The 17,990-nt window shown below is 51.1% G+C and carries 14 protein-coding genes; 2 read left to right on the top strand and 12 right to left on the bottom strand.

The genetic code is table 11. The features are described 5' to 3' along the window. Nucleotides 1-272 precede the first annotated feature (272 nt). Complete coding sequence (locus tag AB4124_RS30235) at nucleotides 273-1,313, bottom strand: Gfo/Idh/MocA family protein (protein WP_441975120.1); 1,041 nt, start codon at nucleotides 1,311-1,313, stop codon at nucleotides 273-275. A gap of 187 nt (nucleotides 1,314-1,500) precedes the next feature. Here AB4124_RS30235 and AB4124_RS30230 point away from each other — a divergent pair, with 187 nt between their 5' ends. Further along, nucleotides 1,501-2,388, top strand: coding sequence for an AraC family transcriptional regulator (locus AB4124_RS30230; protein WP_441975119.1), 888 nt, complete (start codon nucleotides 1,501-1,503; stop codon nucleotides 2,386-2,388). A 177-nt stretch (nucleotides 2,389-2,565) separates the two neighbouring features. Here AB4124_RS30230 and AB4124_RS30225 read toward each other — a convergent pair whose 3' ends face one another. The 9 genes from AB4124_RS30225 to AB4124_RS30185 all read right to left on the bottom strand — a co-directional run bounded on the left by AB4124_RS30225 (nucleotide 2,566) and on the right by AB4124_RS30185 (nucleotide 14,727). Further along, on the bottom strand, nucleotides 2,566-4,935 hold the full coding sequence (locus AB4124_RS30225; protein ID WP_441975118.1) for a DUF4962 domain-containing protein: 2,370 nt from the start codon (nucleotides 4,933-4,935) through the stop codon (nucleotides 2,566-2,568). Beyond that, nucleotides 4,919-7,162, bottom strand: coding sequence for a heparinase II/III domain-containing protein (locus tag AB4124_RS30220; protein WP_441975117.1), 2,244 nt, complete (start codon nucleotides 7,160-7,162; stop codon nucleotides 4,919-4,921). Before AB4124_RS30220 ends, AB4124_RS30225 begins: the two co-directional genes overlap by 17 nt. Before the next feature lie 8 nt (nucleotides 7,163-7,170). Next, a complete protein-coding gene (locus tag AB4124_RS30215) occupies nucleotides 7,171-7,938 on the bottom strand; it encodes an SDR family NAD(P)-dependent oxidoreductase (RefSeq protein ID WP_379416685.1) in 768 nt (255 codons plus the stop codon). Between the two features lie 15 nt (nucleotides 7,939-7,953). Beyond that, nucleotides 7,954-9,825 (bottom strand): cache domain-containing sensor histidine kinase, encoded by a 1,872-nt coding sequence (locus AB4124_RS30210; RefSeq protein WP_441975116.1) that lies wholly within the window; start codon nucleotides 9,823-9,825, stop codon nucleotides 7,954-7,956. Next, nucleotides 9,822-10,871 carry a response regulator transcription factor gene (locus AB4124_RS30205; protein WP_441975115.1) on the bottom strand — a complete coding sequence of 350 codons (1,050 nt, stop codon included), beginning with the start codon at nucleotides 10,869-10,871 and terminating at the stop codon, nucleotides 9,822-9,824. The genes AB4124_RS30210 and AB4124_RS30205 overlap by 4 nt, the downstream gene beginning before the upstream one ends. 110 nt (nucleotides 10,872-10,981) lie before the next feature. After that, the gene (locus AB4124_RS30200; RefSeq protein WP_441975114.1) at nucleotides 10,982-12,559 is read right to left on the bottom strand and encodes an extracellular solute-binding protein; all 1,578 of its coding nucleotides are present in this window, start codon (nucleotides 12,557-12,559) and stop codon (nucleotides 10,982-10,984) included. Between the two features lie 125 nt (nucleotides 12,560-12,684). Then, nucleotides 12,685-13,557, bottom strand: a complete 873-nt coding sequence (locus AB4124_RS30195; RefSeq protein WP_215162994.1) for a carbohydrate ABC transporter permease — start codon at nucleotides 13,555-13,557, stop codon at nucleotides 12,685-12,687. A gap of 18 nt (nucleotides 13,558-13,575) precedes the next feature. Beyond that, complete coding sequence (locus AB4124_RS30190; protein WP_441975113.1) at nucleotides 13,576-14,538, bottom strand: ABC transporter permease; 963 nt, start codon at nucleotides 14,536-14,538, stop codon at nucleotides 13,576-13,578. Between the two features lie 6 nt (nucleotides 14,539-14,544). Next, on the bottom strand, nucleotides 14,545-14,727 hold the full coding sequence (locus tag AB4124_RS30185) for a tautomerase family protein (protein ID WP_076321763.1): 183 nt from the start codon (nucleotides 14,725-14,727) through the stop codon (nucleotides 14,545-14,547). 261 nt (nucleotides 14,728-14,988) lie between these two features. On the opposite strand from AB4124_RS30185, the gene AB4124_RS30180 reads away from it, so the two are divergent. Next, a complete protein-coding gene (locus tag AB4124_RS30180) occupies nucleotides 14,989-16,182 on the top strand; it encodes a glycoside hydrolase family 88 protein (protein ID WP_441975112.1) in 1,194 nt (397 codons plus the stop codon). Nucleotides 16,183-16,207: 25 nt separating this feature from the next. Here AB4124_RS30180 and AB4124_RS30175 read toward each other — a convergent pair whose 3' ends face one another. Next, the gene (locus AB4124_RS30175) at nucleotides 16,208-17,290 is read right to left on the bottom strand and encodes a sensor histidine kinase (RefSeq protein WP_441975111.1); all 1,083 of its coding nucleotides are present in this window, start codon (nucleotides 17,288-17,290) and stop codon (nucleotides 16,208-16,210) included. Next, a complete protein-coding gene (locus tag AB4124_RS30170; RefSeq protein WP_441975110.1) occupies nucleotides 17,287-17,979 on the bottom strand; it encodes a response regulator transcription factor in 693 nt (230 codons plus the stop codon). The genes AB4124_RS30175 and AB4124_RS30170 overlap by 4 nt, the downstream gene beginning before the upstream one ends. Nucleotides 17,980-17,990 lie beyond the last annotated feature (11 nt).

The following is a 17,990-nucleotide window of genomic DNA, read 5'->3' as shown; positions in this document are numbered from 1 at the left end:
CATCTAAGACCATTCCTTTCTTTGAGCCTGAACATCTCAAGTTTATCGGAATGGTCTTAGTGGTCAAACCCTCAATCCCTCCACCCGCATAGCGGGTGGTTTTTTGTTTCGCGCGTTTCACGCACTCAACTGGCTAAAGCCATAACAAAAAAGCCGCGAATCCGCGGCTTCATTTACCCTATATGTTTTCGTCCCCAACAACACCTGCATGAGCAGGCTACCGTCCAGCCAAAGTTGTATCAAAATGTCCTAAGGCTTCTCTCTTGTTCCCTTCAACCCTTCATGAACTCCGAAATCATGACTTTTCGTCCCGTCTTGGCACTCTCCAATGCAGCCAGCACCATCGCCATGCTGTAGACGTTGTCGCTGCAATCCGTCTCCGGCTTGATGCCGGCTTCGAGAGCATGAAACATATTTTCCAGGCAGCCGTGATGTCCGGTCTTCTCCATTTCGGGCAGCGTCCCTTCAATCCGTTCATACTTCCGGTTAAAGTTTCCTGATTGATCCCCTTCCGCCACGATCTCCGCATAAATATCATCATGGCCGTCCCAGATCGCCGTTCCTTTCTCTCCCGTTACGCGCCATGCGGCTTCCCAGGAGGTTTGGGCTCCTTCGGCGCACCAGGAACCGCGGTAATTGAACACGGAGCCGTCCGACATTTCATAGATGCATATCGCCATCGCGTTTCCGGCATACCAGGAACCCGGCGGGTTAAACTCCTGACAGTACACGGATACCGGATCGGCACCGCTGATCATTCGGGCCTGATCGAAGGTGTGAATGGCCATGTCAAGCAGCAGGGGACTGTCCATCAGGTCCCGAAACCCGCCAAAATGGGCGCCAAGGAAAAAATCCGCCCCTATGAACCCGGGCTTTCCAATCACTCCACCTTCAATCAAATCCTTGTATGCCCGAATTCGCGGATCAAATCGGCGGTTTTGCATGACGGCATGGGTTCTGCCTGCCCACTCTGCGAGCCTCACGATATCCAGGCATTCCGTCATCGATTCCGCTAACGGTTTTTCGCTGAATACATGACACCCGTGCTTAAGCGCTGCTGTGCTAATCCCATAGTGGCTGGCGGGAATGGTCACATCAAATACGATATTCGCTTCGCTTGAAGTAAGGGCCTCCGTAATATTGGTATATAGGGGACAAGAAAGTCCATGCCGATCGGCAAATGCCTTTGCAAATTTCTCCTGGATATCCACGAGGCCCACGATTTCAACGTCCTCTCGCCCTTTCGCATATTCCGCCCATGTATTCGCCATACTGCCGCATCCTGCTATCACAACTTTAAATATCGTGGTCATGCTAACTCCCCCTGAATACGTCATAATGTTGTAAACCGCTTACAATTTCACATCCTAACCCGTTGTCATCATTCCAATATTGGCTTAATGTAAATGAAGCAACTTCATTATAATGGCGAAACTCAACAATTTCTCTATACAACCTTGTGCATTACCACTCTTATCTTGCGGTCCGAGGTGAATTCACATGTCCAATCCAAAAGAGCTTCATGAAAATACGAGACTAGACTATAAAGCCTATCCTGTGCAGGTATTTAATAACTTCTGCTCCCATGCCAAAACGAAAGACTGTATCCTGTATCTCCACTGGCATGAACACTTTGAGATCATTAGCATGCGCCAAGGGCACGCGGTATTCCATATTGATACAACTCCGTATGAAGTAAAGGCTGGAGAAATGATCATCATCCCCGGCGGCAGCCTGCACGTGGGATATGCCCTTGAAGATGGCGACGTGCGATTTGATTGTGTCGTGGTGAATGCATCCCTCTTTAATGATTTCCTCCATGATCCGATTCATGTGCGTTATGTTGCTCCCTATATGGAAGGCCAGCTCCGTTTCCCGGTCAAGCCTGCCGAGAACCACCCTGCTGGCGCAGACTGCTATCCGCTGCTGGATGAAGTGATTGAAGAGCTTGTTGCCCGCCGTCCGGCCTATGAGCTCATTGCCAAGTCCAAGCTGTACACGGTGTTCGTTCTGCTGGCACGTACATTTATGCCCACACAGTTCACGGAGAAGTCGGCCGAGCCGTATTTTGCGAATCGGGATCGTTATAAAAAACTCATTCAGCACATCGAGAGCAACATCGGTGAGAAATTGTCGGTAGAGACCGCTGCTGCAGAGGTCGGTTTGAATCCGTTTCATTTTTGCAAAATGTTCAAGCGTTTAACAGGGCGCACATTCGTCGATTACGTCAACCTGACCCGGATGAATGAAGCAGAGAAGCTGCTTCGTGAACGGTCGTTGACCATCACGGAGATTGCCGGCATCGTCGGCTGCAGCAACCCGAATTATTTTACCAAGCTGTACAAACAGTACAAGAGCATGACGCCTTCTCAGGCTAGGCAGATTTAAGCGGCGAGTTTAGCCTGACTCCTTAGCTGTTATTTGCGATTGCTCCCTGCACGATGATAAATTGGCACCATGCATAGCATCAGTACTGCTTCCTATATGCAAAAAAAAACTCAACTCCAGCAAAGGCTGTATGTTGAGTCTTTTGGTATTCGTTAATCCCATCGGCGCTTCCACATCTTAATACGCTTTAAGCACTTCGACCTTTCTGGTGTTCCCATCCTCATTGGTGAAATAGATATGAACCCCATGGTCCTGATCGTCCAGAAAATATGAGACGTATTTACTCTCATGTGCCCTCATGGGAACCAGGAGGGTCGCGATGCGATGGCTTGTGGCTGATTTCGTTTCAGCATGCAGATGCCACTGGTTATCCAGCCCTTCAATCTCTTCGGGATCGACGTCAGTGAATTGATTATGCTGATTCAGCGATAGATCGCCTGATGAGCAGTACACGAATCGCCCTTCCATTTCCGCTTTGCTGCCCATCACCCGAAACGTCTGCCCGGACAGCTTCATCCGGTTCAGGGTATGAAACAGCCACTCGATGCTGGCTGGCTTGGCAAGATCCACCGTATCCACGATGACAAAATAAGATTCGTCAAAAAAATAGATCTCACGCACATACCGCTCCAGATAAGGGACATTCTCCCGATAGGCCTGCGTAGCGTACATACGGGCGTACCCATATCCCGATGACGCATCTACTTGCTCGACCTTTCCGCTGGCTTCGATGCAAAGCACCTTATCTTTTCCCGCATACTGACCATGGCCATCGATGAGAATATTGTTCGTGGAACGCGTCTGCCTGCGCCAGTTCATATGCATCGTGCTTCCAAAAGCGATGTAATATCCACTTTCAATTGCGAGAGGTTCGCCATACGCGTGCAGCAAGAATCCGTTCTGGTCACCGTGACTGTGGCTCATGGAGCCGTAACGGCTGCTCTTTGCAAGCAGCATAATGTGCTCATCCGGATCATCCATGCGGTGATGCATCGCCACCCAGTCAATATCGCGGAACCATTTGACGGCTTGGATAGTTCCTTCCTTCGCTTCCGAGACGTTATCTATAGAAAACGGAACGGTAACAGAAGGAGAAACAGCTTCCACCTGAGGGTAATCATGCCGATACAGCATATCGTCAAAGCGGAAATCCCACCAGCCGTAATTGTAAAACTTGGAGTCGGCGTCCGTATCCGCCTTAGCTACTTGTTCATAATACCACTGATATAATCCATTCCCTGTAATGCCTGCAAACTGGCGAATATTGAAAGCCGTCTTCAGACTGACGGGTTCGCCGAGATAGGACTGGTCCCCGAAGCTGGCCCGGATCGTATCCGGACTGCTGCAGTAGAGTGGAAAATCGCCCGTGCGCCCAAAGAACGGCCGTTGATAGAAATCGATGGATACGTAGTTGCGAATGAGATTGAGCGCATCGATCACAAATGCCATGCCCGTTGTCCAATAGAGCGGCCCCTCGGCCCAGCCTCCATCTTCTCCGCCCCAAGGCGAATAGAGGCAGGCGTAGTATTCCAGCGTGTAATCCAGCCATGTCTGTGCCTCAGCCTCTTCATGAAGCATGGCAATACAGGCCGGAACAAGCACGGAGGACAACGAACGAACAGCATGGCTGTCATAAGGGACATGATGGATGTTCGAGCGCTCCATCACATGGAAGGCCACCTGCTCCGTACGTCGCAGAAGAGCTCCCCTGACGAGATCAATCTCCTCTGCGCTGAGGTAATCGTGGAGCCAGTCGTATCCCCATGCAAGTGCACCAACCATCCGAAACGCGGCTTCATCGTTATAATCTCTGGATGTTGTTCCCTCCGTATCCCACCGGGCCGCGTGGAGCAGCCAAGTCTTCGCTTTGGCTATTAAAACATCATCCTGCAAAATGACCCCTGCCACGCTTAAGTGCCGGATAACATACAACGTTTCTTGGCAATCCATGTACATTTTTCTCCACAGCTTGGCGACACGCTTATTGCCGGGATAACGTTCCGGCTCCGGGATTAACGGCTTATCCAGCCACGGAAGGACCGATTTCTCGTAAAAAGCGCGCCAGCCGCAGTAATCATCATCCTTTCGGAGACCTTCCCGGAACGCCTCAATCCCCTGTTCGTCCAGCCATAACCGCGGATGACCGGTATGCGTGCGTTCGTACCTTTCCTCTCTGCCAGGCAGGGGAGTCTCGGGCAGCCCCTCCGGGACATGAAACATTCGGGATTGGCTCCAAGAAGAACGGTTATGGTCCAAGTCTGCCGTATCCTCCATTTGCTCCCCGGTCAGCAAGGCATATCGCCAATAATAAGTACCCGGCTCCAGAGGTTGCTCCGGAGTGTATAAGTTATAGGGAATCGGCGATATCGTTGTTGTCACTTCCGTTTCATACGAGGGCGAGGTCGAAATTTGCAGCATATAACGGTCGTTCTCCAGTTGTCCCGGCATCCAGGTGAAACGAGGAGGATTCTCAAGCAGCTTACTCTCTTCATCCGGTTGATATGGCACGGACAACAATCCGCTTTTCGGTTCAAACAAGGTTTTCATCGAGTACCCTCTCCTTCAACCCGTTGTTGGTCATCGTAAAGCTTCTCGCGGTCCTTCCATCGGACAGGCTGAGCCAATCCCCATCTCCCGACCGGTTCCATTCCAATGTGAGCGGCTCGGTGCCGGTACGGTAAACGGCAATGAAGCGGGCTTTCGAATCTAATCGGTGAAGCCGGATTCCTTCCATGAGGCGGCCGGGATCGTCAGCAAGCCCAGGTGACTCCACCTGTGAGCATTCCATACCCTCGAAGGCGATAAATGAGATTACCGCCAGCGGCCCTGATGCATTGGCAATGTGGAGATTGAATTGCAAGCCATCCTGGGACAAGACGTGGGTGCATCTCTCTTTTACATATGCGTATCCATCTTCGTATCCAAGATCCGTTTTAACGCGGCCCTGATCAGCATTTTGAAGTCCGCTCAGCTGTCGCATGCCAACGTGATGGAACCACCAATCCACGGCTGCCGGTTCATCCAATTCCACTTCAAACCAATCCAGCAGCCAATCTTCCGTCAATATCAAATGCCGGTCCAGAAAGGCTTGATCGTAGGCCTCATCGGCCCGAACCCAGAGATAGGAGAATTTCGTACCGGATTCATACCGAATGCATTTGCCTTCTGCCGGATTCTGAGAGCGACGTCCAACCGAGACGGTATTGTGGCAGGCTGTATGGGGATACCACTCCTTCTTCAGGATCGAACCGTACGGTACGGTTCCACGGTCTGGTGAAAGAGGCTGGTTCCCGACATGAATCATCAGATTCAGTTTATCGAAGTGACCATGTGATCCTCCATGAGGGCCGAAATCGACTAACGCCTGAAGCCCATTCGAATGCTGCGACTTTAACAGGGCAAATCCACTGTGAGGAAGAACGACGGCAAGAGTAGACAGATCGGACAAGTCATTCTCGTTTCTGCCTTCGATGTCCCATTCTTCATTACCTTCAAGTTCATGACCTGCTTGGTTTGCATGTTCTGCATCGCCTGCTTCTTGGACTTCTCGTGTAACTCGTACTTCGATGATGTCCCCTACTTCCCATACTCCTCCCGCTGTCTCCCTATGAGAACCCTTCGTCTCAGAAGAAGCCACTCCGGATCTTCCATCCCAATGGCCCGTTCCGTATAACAGAGCTTCCAGCATGCCAATCCGGCCGGCTTCTCCATTCAGTTCACGATACACATTGTCTAGCAGTCGTTGATAGCTCTTGTCTCCAAATACGGATAAACCGATTTCCGCTATTTCGGCAATTTCTCGCGCATATGGAGCCCTGCAATAAGGACCGTCGTGAAGTGCAGGCAAAAAGCCGTTTTGGCCTGATAATTGAACAAGTACCCCCAACATTCCCTGCATGGATTGGCCTTGCCCTCCTCTCAGGGAAAAAAGCTCTTCACCAACCCGGGTCCCCATTTCCGCAGCAATCAGATAAGCACGGAGTACGAATACGTGGTAATAAATGCTGCCTTCGAATTCAAGCTGATCCGGCCTGACGGCAATGCTGAGATGATGCCGCAGGCCGCCTTCCTTCACGACCAGCTGCCGCAGCTTCTCCGTTTCGCCTTGTACTGCATAGATACTGAACAGCGCGGCAATCAGCCAGGCGGTATAGTTGTTCTCGGGATTTCCGCGCTCCCGGGTCAAAATATGATGATACTCTGTCATGCTGCTCTCGAGCATGTGCAAGAACCGGTTAATCTTCCGGCGATCAGCCTCGTCGAACGACACTTGCGCATCCTCCAGCAGCAGGTAGCCGCGAAGCAATGTCGTTGCCCATATGGCCTCGGTCAAAGCCTGATGGAATGCGCGGCCTTTCAGCATCCAGGGCTGGGCATCGGGATGTACCGGGTATAGCGGAAATTGCTCCGCATAGCGGACAATCAACTTTTTTCCAAGATCGGCGTAAGCCTTCTCTCCGGTACCGGCATAGACGGCGGCAGATTGCAGGACGTATCGGGCCATGGCCTGATGCTTGAATACCAGCCACGCCCCCCTGTACGGTTCTCCTTCCACTTCGCAACCATACGTACAACGAAAGGTGCTGCAGTCCGCCTCCAGCGAATCAAACACCAATTCCGTGTGATGTTCGGGACACACGTATTGGTGCCACCAGCCGCCTGGATCAACGGGAACATCCAGCCTCCGGTCGATGACTTGATCGAGCTCGGCCTTCAGGATATCGATCGTTTGCACGCTCCACGCATACGAGTTCAGCTTCGCCTTGACCTTCATCCAATCCCTCATCGCATGAACATACCGCCGTTGATTTCGATCGTCTCCCCCGTTAGATAAGAAGACAGCTCCGAGACGAGGAACAGCACGGAGCCGGCGACATCGTCCGGGGTGCCCTCTCGGCCTAGCGGGATACCCTTGATCGTTGCTTTTCGCGCATCATCCGGGGTAAAGGTCGCATGAAACGCCGTTTGCCCGATAAAGCCGGGGGATACGGCATTCACATTAATTCCGCTTGAAGCGAGCTCCTTCGCCAAGCCTTTGGTAAAGCTCAGGACGGCAGCCTTGCTCGCTGCATAAATGCTTGCGCCCGGTCCACCGCCATTGTGCGCCGCAACGGAAGTCATGTTCACGATACGGCCTTGACCGACCGCTTTCATCCCCGAAATGACGGCTTTGCTCACGAATACCGTGCTTTTCATATTCACATCCATGACCTTGTCGTAGAGCTCCTCGGTCATTTCCGCATTCGCCAGACGCTCAACCAAATGCCCTGCATTATTAACCAGAATCGTAACCGGGCCGCCGAATGCCTTCTCTACTTCCGCTACGAGCGCCTCTGCCTGCTCCACATGCGTAACGTCTGCTTGAAATGCATGAGCCTCACCGCCAAAACCTCGAATCTCCGCTACGGCTTCTTCAGCGGCATCCTTGCTGCTCAGATAGTTTAGGGCTACCTTAGCCCCACTTCTTGCCAGCTTCAACGCAACTGCACGACCAATCCCTCCACTCGAACCTGTGACTAATGCGATGTTACCCGATAAGTTAATATGCATGTTGATCCCTCCTGATTAGGTTTGCAGCTGTTTCAGTCTGCTTTCTTGTTCACGCACTCTTTCCATTCGCGGCATCGTCATGACGATGCTTGTGCCTTGATCCGGCGAACTATGAACCGTTATCCCGTACTCTTCTCCGTAAACCATCTGAATTCGCCGATGGACATTCACGATACCGATGCCACCCCTGCGCCGCGCATGCATCCCCTCTTCATCATCGACCAGGCGGTTTTCCTCAAGCCTTTTGCGCAGTTTATGAAGCTTATGGTCCGCTATGCCTGCCCCGTTGTCCTCGACGATAACCAGCAAGTTGTCCTGTTCGATTCTCGTGTCGATCCGAATGTAATGCCATGCTTCGATCCCTTCCGGAAAAGCATGCTGAAAAATATTCTCGACAATCGGCTGTAAGGAGAGCCTGACCATCTTCTCCAATAGGAGCTCGGGCGGCGTCGCCACCTCGATCTCGAAATCGCGCCCGATCCGATGCTTTAAAATCATCATGTAATGCCGCACATGATTCAGTTCGTTGGCAATGGTGATTTCCTCCAGGTTGGTCTGAATGGAATATCGAAGCATGAAAGCCATGGCCTCCACCATGTCCGAGATCTCGTCGGAATCCTGAACGATCGCGTAACAATTGATCGTTTCCAGCGTGTTGTACAGAAAATGCGGATTGATCTGTAATTGGAGCGCCTGGAACTCTGCCCGCTGGCGCTCCAGTTGGATGTCCTGCAGCTCCAGCTGCGTTTTCTGATTGTAGAGCTCCGTGTCGTATACCTGCTCGATCATATCGGACAAGCGGCTAACCATGAGATTGTAGCTATGGATCAATCCGCCGATCTCGTCCTCCCGCGGCTTCACATCGGTGATATGCGTCCAGTTTCCCTTCTCCGTCTGCCTCATCCCGTTCTTCAGATTGCGGATCGGGTTCACGATCGATTTGCCGAATCGATAGGCAAGAATGAGCGCAATGATCAGCGTAACGAAGCCTACGATAATGGTGGTGGAGCGAATGCCTGAAATCGGCGCCCGAAGCTCATCCAGCGGCATCATAATGACGAGGCTCCAGCCCGAATACTCGGACTGGCGCGAGATGATCATCGCTTTCTCGCCTAGCACCGGTTCAATGAAGCGATGATCACCCTTAGCGATAATGCGCTTCGGCAGGTCCGTGGTCGTGATTCCCTCCATATCCACGTGATCTGGGGCATAGACGACCTCGCCTTCGCGATCCAGGATGAAGAAGAAACCCTGCTCTCCGAGATCGACGCCATTCCATAAACCCGACAACTGATCTTCATTGAACTCCACCGCGAGCACGCCTTTAACGTCGTAGGAATCCATTCCCCGGATTTTGCGGGCAACCGTAATGACGTTGTCGCGATCCTGTTCCAGCAGGCTGGTCTTCAAGATGACGATCTCCCCGTTCCCCGGCGTCTTCTCCGTCAATTCACGAAGTCGGTCCGACGGATCGATCGACATGGCGGAGAAATTCTGATTCTGATCGAAAATCGACCGGCCATGGAACCCCAGAATGTACATCATATGGGTCTGCGTGGGGTATTGAATGAAGATCTTCTGAAAGACATCCTTTCGAATGAGATGGGTGAACCGGTAATGCTCGTAGCTGTCGCTGGGGTGCATATCCAAAAATCGCTTCACCGAATCCTGCAGCAAAATCGTATTGCTGATCCGCTCAAACATCTTCAGCTGATTATCCGTTTGCCTTGCGGCGTTCGTGATGACGGTGGTCATATACTTCTCGACCTGCTCGTCAATCGCTTCGGATGATTTCATATAGAAGAAGACGCCGACCGTCGTAAGCGAGAACATCACGACGATGAAAAAGTACAGGAAGATTTGACGGGACAGGCTCCTCCGCATCATTGTATCCCCAGCATCTCCCGGTATTCGGAAGGGGTGTATCCGGTGACCTTCTTAAAGGTTTTCGTAAAATGGGGATGATCCGCATACCCCACTTCGAACGAAATGTCAGTAATTTTATAATGCGGAATGGCAAGGAGCTTCTTCGCCTTCTCCATTCGTTTCTTGATCCGGTAATGGACAAAGGTCTCGTCCGTCATCTGTTTGAACAGCTGGCTGAAATACGACGGATTGAGTCCGAGCATATCGGCAACCTCATCCAGCGAGAGATCGCGGGACAAGTTGCGCTCGATATAGGCTTTCGCTTCCTCTACAGGCTCCTTCGCATTTCCTTTTCTCTTCTCGCGTATGAGTTTCACCGTCTGATTCACGGCCAGACGAAATCTCTCGAAATAATGATGGTTCCCTCCGGGTTCAGACCCCGTGATTCCCGTCATGCGTTCAAACGAATATACGTCCCTGCCGTTTAACTGCTTGATCAACTTTGCGTACAGCTCATCCAGCAGCTCCTGAAGCTGGATCGATTCGAGCCGGCGCTCATTGCAATAATCCTCGATTTCCTGCAGCTTCGCCTGGATATCGTTCATTTGTAAATGCCATACGGCCAGTTCCAGCTGCTCGAGCCAATCCTCCAGCTTGGAGAGCGGAAAATAAAACCGCTGCTTCTCCTGCATGGACTTTCGATCCGCCATCAATTTATTCATGGTGTTATGTACCACCGATTTGGTCACAGGCTTGAGCAGATATTCTTTAACACCATACGACATGCATTTCTGGGCGTATTCGAAATCGCCGTAACCGGAAATGACGACCACCGTGATATCGCCGTATTTTTCATAAAGCTGCTTGCTTAGCTCCAAGCCGTCCATCTTTGGCATTTTAATATCTGTAAAGATGAAATCCGGTCGTGTTGTCTGGATCGCTTCCAATGCTTCCATGCCGTTTCCGGCCGTTGCCGCTTGAATCATGGCCGGATCCGTCTGCGTGATCAGTTTCGCCAAGCCCATCCTTATCATAGGTTCATCATCAACGACCAGAATGCGGTACATCACCCATTCCCCTTTCAAAACAGCGAGAGTAGTTTAGCTTTAGCAAGATACTCCTCTGCTTAGACAAGCAGAGGAGTCATTCTTCAACACTATACTAAAACATGCTCTGCTTATTCGAAAGCGTTTTCTTTTTCGTTATATCGTTTCGTGGCTTCCTCAATAATCTCGCTGCCGCCTTTGGACAGATATTCCTCGAGCACCTTGCCATAGTTATCGATAGGCTCCCTGCCGTATACCATGCGGAGCACATGCTCTAGAATCAGCGGCGGCAGTTCATCCGATTTCGGATTCAGCTCCGGATATTTCACCATCGCCTCCAGACGCGGATCGAATTCAATGCCGCGGCGGCCCTCTTTCGTAAGCATGTTATCAAAAGCATTAATCAGCTCTTTGCCGGAATCTGACAACTCGGATACGCGTTTGTTGTAGGTCGTGTCCTGCACCAGCCACAGCCAGTAGTTCAAATAACGCATTTTATCCGCTCCTGCCGTGTCCGTTGGAACCTCGAAGACCGGCTTGCCGTCGGTTACCTTATAATCCTCGCCTTCAAGGCCGAAGCTGAAGAACAATTCCGCATCTTCACTGACCATCCAGTTGAAGAACTTCACGATATCCTCCGCTTTATCCTTCGCCTTCGCGTTGATGAAGAAGGAACGCGTTACCGGATTGTAATGGGCATATCCCCCTTTACCGTCAGGTCCTACAGGCGAAGGAATCAGCGCCACTTTCGCGTCCGGCACATTCTCCTTCAACTGGGTGCCCCAGATCGGGAGCTCATTGGCATTCATGGACCACATGCCCGCTTTGCCGCTCGTGACGATGGATTTGAAATCCGCGCTTTCAATCGTCGCGAATTCCTTGCTGATCAATCCTTCCTCGTGCATCGTCTTATAGATCTGAATGGCTTGCTTCATGCTTTCTTCATCAAAGAAGGTTGGCTTTACCTTCCCGTCCGGGAACACCTTGAATTGGTTCAGGTAACCCAGCACGTCATACGCACCGAAGAAGGTATCCGCATATTTGAAATTCTGACGTCCGGCATACGGCTGCTCCACCCCGGCTTCCTTGAACGCGCGCAGCACATCCATCGTCTCTTCCACCGTTGTCGGGATCTCCTTGCCTACCTTCTCCAGCAGGTCGGTCCGAATCCATGTGGCCCGTCTCGACGGATTGGACAAGATTTCGGGAATTCCGTAAATATTGCCCGTCTTGGAATCCGTCATCCGCTTCCAGGCTTCCTCCGGGATAAACTTGAGCAGGTCCTGCCCATGCTCCTGCAGGAGATCGTTCAGCGGGAGAAAGACTCCGTTCTCCACGGCACCCGCCAGCTCGGGACCGCTGATTCCGCCAGTGCCCTGCACCACATCCGGAATGTCATTCGTTGCGAACATCTGCACCATTTTATCCTGATATTCGTTATGCGGAATCAGACGGATATCCAGGTCCGTATTTGTCATTTTCTCTAGCTCCAGCACGTACTTATCCTTGTTGATATCCGGATTCTTCTCAACGTAGGATACGTTAAGCGTCCGCATCGAAATGGAAAAATTCGTGGCTCCCGCTTCATTCCCGCCTTGGTCGTCTCCGCCGGCATTGGTTCCCCCGCCTCCGCCATTGTTGCCCGAACAGCCAACGAGCATGGCCAGTACGAGACCTGACGTAAGCGCACGTGTCCAGCTTTTTCTCATGAATACCCCTCTTTTCAAGCTAATATAGTCGCTTATAATAGCGCTTTCAAACTTAATATCAGTATAGAGAGCCGTCTGGGCGGGAACAAGGAATGTCTTTGGCTCGGTTTGTCGTTTTTTTAGGGTTATTCTTTGATCGACCCGATCATCATCCCATGAATGAAGAAGCGCTGCAGAAACGGATACAAGAGAATGATGGGCAGCGTGGCTACCAGAATAACCGCCATCTGAATGCCCTGCACGGACTGGGAGCTTGCTTCGAATGCCATATTGCCCGTATCGGTCAGGCCCTCGTTCACCAGAAGCTCCCTCAATTTTACCTGAAGCGGATACTTGGCCCGATCATTGATATAGTAAAGGGCGTCCATATATTTGTTCCAGTTGGTTACGGAGTAGAATATCCCTACCGTCGCCAGCGCCGGTTTCGATAACGGAAGCACGATGCTCCACAGGGTACGGACTTCGCTGCATCCGTCGATTCGGGACGAATCGATCAGTTCGCTCGGAATTTGGGTGAAGAAGGTTCGAAGCACAAACAGATTGAATGCGCTGATCGCGGATGGCAGCATCAAGGACCAGAGCGTGTTGACGAGATTCAGCTCGCGCATCAGAATGAATTGCGGGATCAGCGGTGCCGTGAATATCATGGTCATCAGGATGATAATCATAATTGTTTTTCTGCCGACGTATTCGGGCCTAGAGAGCGGATACGCCAGCGAAGCGGTTGCTGCCAGATTGATGAAGGTTCCGAATAGCGTAATATAGACGCTGATCCCGAATGCCCTCCAGATGGAAATATCGTTGAATACATGCTTATAGTAGGCAAAGGTAAATTCCACCGGCCAGAACATCACTTCTCCGCGATCGATAGCGCCTGGGCTGCTGAACGACTGGGCAATGACGTTGAGAAAAGGGAGCAGCATGGTGAGTGCAAGAAAGGTAAGGATGATATAGTTCAATACAAGAAACAGTTTTCTGCCCGCACTGTCATATTTCACGTTGGTGGTCACTCCCCTCTAATACAGCGACTCGCCGGTCGCTTTCTTGCTGATGGTGTTTGCAATGGAAATCAGGAACAAGCCGACAACGGATTTGAACACCCCGATGGCGGTGGCATAGCTGTACTGCAGCTGCTGCAAGCCGGCTTTGTAAATGTACGTGTCCAAAATTTCGCTGGACTGGATGTTGAGCGGGTTCTGAAACACGAATACGCGTTCAAACCCGTAATCCATAAAGTCCCCGATCTTGAGCAGGAACAGGATCGTTATTACGGGAAGCAGCGCTGGCAGGGTAATGCTGAGGGTCTGGCGCCATCTTCCCGCTCCATCAATTTCGGAGGCTTCGTAGAGATCCGGATTTATGCCTGCGAGCGCCGCCAGATAGATGATGGTCCCCCATCCGACATCTCTCCATAATCCGGAGCCCACCAATACCGTTCGAATGTAGGAATCTTCACCAAGGAAATAAATCGGCTCTATGCCGAACCAGCCGAGTATCACGTTCACGATCCCCGATGATGGGGACAGGATACCCACAAAGATACCGCTTACAATAACCCATGACAGAAAATGTGGCGCATAGAATATTGTCTGGACAATTTTCTTGTACACGACCTGACGAACCTCATTGAGCAATAAAGCCAGAACAATGGGGGCCGTAAAAGCAAACAGAATGTCATATGTACCCAGCAGAAGCGTATTACGCAGAATTTTCAAAAAATCATAGTGCTGGAACATTCGTTGAAAGTGCTCAAGACCCACCCAGGGACTTCCCGTTACTCCCGCAAACAAATTGTAGTTCTGGAATGCGATCACGGAGCCCATTAACGGAACATATTTGAATAATCCGAAGAACAGCAGTCCCGGCAGCGATATGAAGTACAGCGCCTTGTATTTCCACATGAAGCCAAGTATCTTTCTCCGTTTATCGAGCTTTCCCACCACATTCGGGCTTACCGCTGCTTTGTTTGGCTCGGCCATCTGTCATCACCTCTTGTTTCTCAAATTGGCCGGTGCGTTGTCATCTATCGGAATTTCGTCAAACCGGATGCTGATAAATTCAGGCTCACGGTCAATGATCCGCGACAGCTCCTTTGTAAAAACATCAACGATTTCGTTTTTCTGCTCATCCGTGCGTCCTTCGTACATTTTAATCGTAATTTGCGGCATCGGCTTATCGCCTCCTTAGGTAATGGATGTGATGAATATCCTTATCCTATAAGTTTTCATGACCGGGCAGCAATGGAGGAAGATCGGTTCCTTTGTGTTTTTTTTAGGTGGTTCGAAAGGCTTGTGTTTTTTTAAGATCGGCTTGTTATTTCAATAGTTCTTAAGCGGTTGGTATAGAATTCCGAAGCGTTCTGTGGAACAATGGTTCAAAGCAGATGCCAACTCGGGCCGCTCGATGCCATCAGTTATGGGAGGTTAGCGATGAACGGACAGGTTAAGGAAGAGGTAACAACCTATGGGTCGTTATGGGGGAAACTGGAAAAGAAAGTAATGCGTATGACGGGACAGCTACAAGACAAAGTTCCCCATGCGACAAAGAACGGGATCTATGATTCCACCCGGATCGATTGGTGGACCTCCGGTTTTTGGCCGGGAATGCTCTGGATCATGTATGATATGACCAAGGAGCCGCAGTATAAGGAATGGGCTTGGGAATGGGATGTTCGACTTGAACAAGCGCTGATCGGGGACAGTAATTTTCATCACGACGTCGGCTTTCAATTTCTGCCGACAGCCGTCATCAAATATAAACTGACCGGCGATCCGGATGCCAGGCGGAGAGGATTGTTGGCGGCTACCCTGCTTGCCGGGAGGTATAACCCGGTCGGCAGATTTATTCGTGCTTGGAATCAAGTGAAACCAGCCTCATGGAATCATGGGAATGAAGGCTGGTCCATTATCGACTCCACCATGAACCTCTCCCTCCTATTCTGGGCTTCCGAGGAGAGTGGCGACCCGAGATTCGCTCATATCGCCAGCGAGCAAGCCAATACGGTTGCCGAGTTTTTCATAAGACCGGACGGCTCCGTTCGGCACATCTGCCGATTTGATCCGTTAACGGGAGAATTCATCGAAGCGCTGGGAGGACAAGGCTATGGTCCGGAGTCTGCGTGGAGTCGTGGAGCGGCCTGGGCATTGCATGGCATGGCTAATACCTATCGTTATACCCGCGATATACGGTATCTTGAAGCCGCCAAGCGGGTTGCCCATTTTTTCATAGCTTCCCTTGAGGAGGATTCCATACCCCGCTGGGATTTCCGTGCGGAGCGCAAGGAGATGGGACCATCCGATCGTGAAGAGACGGAATCGACCCCGATGACTTCCGAACCACGGGATACGTCAGCAGCATCCTGCGCTGCTTCCGGTCTGCTTGAAATCGCGGACCTGGTGCCTTTAACCGAAAGCGCTCTGTACCGCCAAAGTGCCCTGCGTATCATCGACTCCTTGACGGCCCATTACGCCGAATGGGATGACCCCGCGTATGAAGGCATCCTGAAGGAAGCCACGGGACATCTGCCTGCAGGACAAAATATAAATGTCTCGCTTATCTATGGCGATTACTATTATGTTGAGAGCGCAGCCAAGTTAATGGGATGGAAAAACCGGATCTTCTGATCCGGTTTTTTGCATGTCCATTCATCTATTCTTCTTTCGGAATCCGGATATAGAAGCAGCTCCCGCCGACATGCTCATCTCCGCTTTCGGCCCACACTTGACCGCCATGAGCGGAAACCAGCTGCTTGACGATGGCCAGCCCCATCCCGCTTCCGCCGCTTAACCGATTTCTTGACTTATCGCCCCGATACAGCCTTTCGAAAATATACGGCAGATCGGAGGAAGAAATCCCCTGACCTGAATCTTTGATTCGAATCAGGGCATTTGCCCCTTCGTCCACGAGCTCGGCTTGTACCGTTCCGCCAGCTGGCGTGTAGTGTAAGGCATTACTTAACATATTGATTAGAACCTGGAGCATCCGGTCGGCATCCACCTCGGCTAGGATCGGCGAACCGCTGACATATTGCAGGTCCACCTTTTTTTCTTGATACATTGCTGCCGCCAAGGTGATGGCCCTCTCCATAATTTGACCAAGCTCCTGCTTGGATCGGGATAGTTGAAACTCCGGCGATTCCATATCGTGCAAATCTTCGAGCTCCGTGACGAGCTGAATCAATCGATCAATCTCTTTCAGGCACGTTTGAAACCGATCTGCGGTCGGCTCCCATATGCCATCCTCAAGTGCACGGGTGTGACTCTTTAATGTGGTTAACGGCGTTCGCAGTTCATGTGCGATATCTTGGGTCATATTCCTGCGAAGCAACTCCTGCTTCTGTAACTGCACAGCCAGCTCGTTCAGCGAAGAGCCGAGTCCCGCGATTTCATCGTACCCTTTGGTTGTCACACGGATGTCCCACTTCCCCCGCGTCATCATTTCAGCCGCTCGCTTCATCTGGACGAGGGGGGCCGATATTCTCCTTGCAACATATATGCCTATTACGGAAGCAATCGCAATGGATAAAAGACATGTCAAAATGATGGATTGCATCTGCGCCTGCTCCAAATGATAATTCAGCTCAGCCATCCCATGTTGCACGGATGATTGCTGTTCAAACATGGCGATATGATAATGGTTGGTCACAATATTGATCACGGTAAACATGATTAGAATCCCTGCCGTGATACTGATAATGATGGCGGCAAGCCTCAGGTCCAGCCGATGCTTCAAGCCCCATCACCTCCAAAGCGGTATCCGAATCCGTATACGGTGATGATATACTTGGGCTGTCTGGGGTCTGATTCAATCTTTTGCCTCAGATTCTTGATATGCTGATCAATGATTCGGATGTCGCCGATAAAGTCATAGCCTAACACCCGGTCGACCAGTTCTTCGCGCGAAAAAATGCGCTGGGGGTACTTGGCCAACAGAAGCAGCAGTTTGTATTCGCTTGGCGTCAAGTTTACAACCTTTCCATGGCAGGTAACTTCGTGTTTCATTGAATGAATGGCCAGCGCGCCTTGGTGATATACAATAACGTCCGCCAGCAGCTTGCTGTCATCTCCCCGTCTCAAGACGGCCTTGACTCTGGCCACAACTTCCCGAGGATCGAACGGCTTCACGATATAATCATCGGCTCCGATGGCAAACCCGCCAATCCGGCTGCTCTGGGCAACCTTAGCCGTTAACATCATGATGGGTACCGAGCTGAACGTACGAATTTCCTGGCATATCCGCTCACCATCCATATCCGGAAGCATGAGGTCCAGTATGACAAGATTGACGGATTGCTCTCGCAGGAAATCGAACGCTTCGGCACCGTTGGCCGCTTCCAGCGTCAGATAATGTTCTTTGTTCAGATAAGATACAAGAACTTCTCGAATATTCGGTTCATCATCCACGATTAATATGGTCTTCATTCTGGTTTCTC

This window comes from Paenibacillus sp. 2KB_20 (genome assembly GCF_052115765.1).
In the GTDB taxonomy this organism is placed as follows: domain Bacteria; phylum Bacillota; class Bacilli; order Paenibacillales; family Paenibacillaceae; genus Paenibacillus_AQ.
Note: the sequence above shows the minus strand (reverse complement) of the source record. Positions and strands in the feature narration are given on the sequence as shown.

What these genes read in the sequence shown, in the direction of transcription:
- AB4124_RS30235 (WP_441975120.1), bottom strand. Translation starts at nt 1,313, where the DNA reads ATGACCACGATATTTAAAGTTGTGATAGCAGGATGCGGCAGTATGGCG.
- AB4124_RS30210 (WP_441975116.1), bottom strand. Translation starts at nt 9,825, where the DNA reads ATGATGCGGAGGAGCCTGTCCCGTCAAATCTTCCTGTACTTTTTCATC.
- AB4124_RS30220 (WP_441975117.1), bottom strand. Translation starts at nt 7,162, where the DNA reads ATGAAGGTCAAGGCGAAGCTGAACTCGTATGCGTGGAGCGTGCAAACG.
- AB4124_RS30225 (WP_441975118.1), bottom strand. Translation starts at nt 4,935, where the DNA reads ATGAAAACCTTGTTTGAACCGAAAAGCGGATTGTTGTCCGTGCCATAT.
- AB4124_RS30215 (WP_379416685.1), bottom strand. Translation starts at nt 7,938, where the DNA reads ATGCATATTAACTTATCGGGTAACATCGCATTAGTCACAGGTTCGAGT.
- AB4124_RS30190 (WP_441975113.1), bottom strand. Translation starts at nt 14,538, where the DNA reads ATGGCCGAGCCAAACAAAGCAGCGGTAAGCCCGAATGTGGTGGGAAAG.
- AB4124_RS30170 (WP_441975110.1), bottom strand. Translation starts at nt 17,979, where the DNA reads ATGAAGACCATATTAATCGTGGATGATGAACCGAATATTCGAGAAGTT.
- AB4124_RS30180 (WP_441975112.1), top strand. Translation starts at nt 14,989, where the DNA reads ATGAACGGACAGGTTAAGGAAGAGGTAACAACCTATGGGTCGTTATGG.
- AB4124_RS30205 (WP_441975115.1), bottom strand. Translation starts at nt 10,871, where the DNA reads ATGTACCGCATTCTGGTCGTTGATGATGAACCTATGATAAGGATGGGC.
- AB4124_RS30230 (WP_441975119.1), top strand. Translation starts at nt 1,501, where the DNA reads ATGTCCAATCCAAAAGAGCTTCATGAAAATACGAGACTAGACTATAAA.
- AB4124_RS30200 (WP_441975114.1), bottom strand. Translation starts at nt 12,559, where the DNA reads ATGAGAAAAAGCTGGACACGTGCGCTTACGTCAGGTCTCGTACTGGCC.
- AB4124_RS30185 (WP_076321763.1), bottom strand. Translation starts at nt 14,727, where the DNA reads ATGCCGCAAATTACGATTAAAATGTACGAAGGACGCACGGATGAGCAG.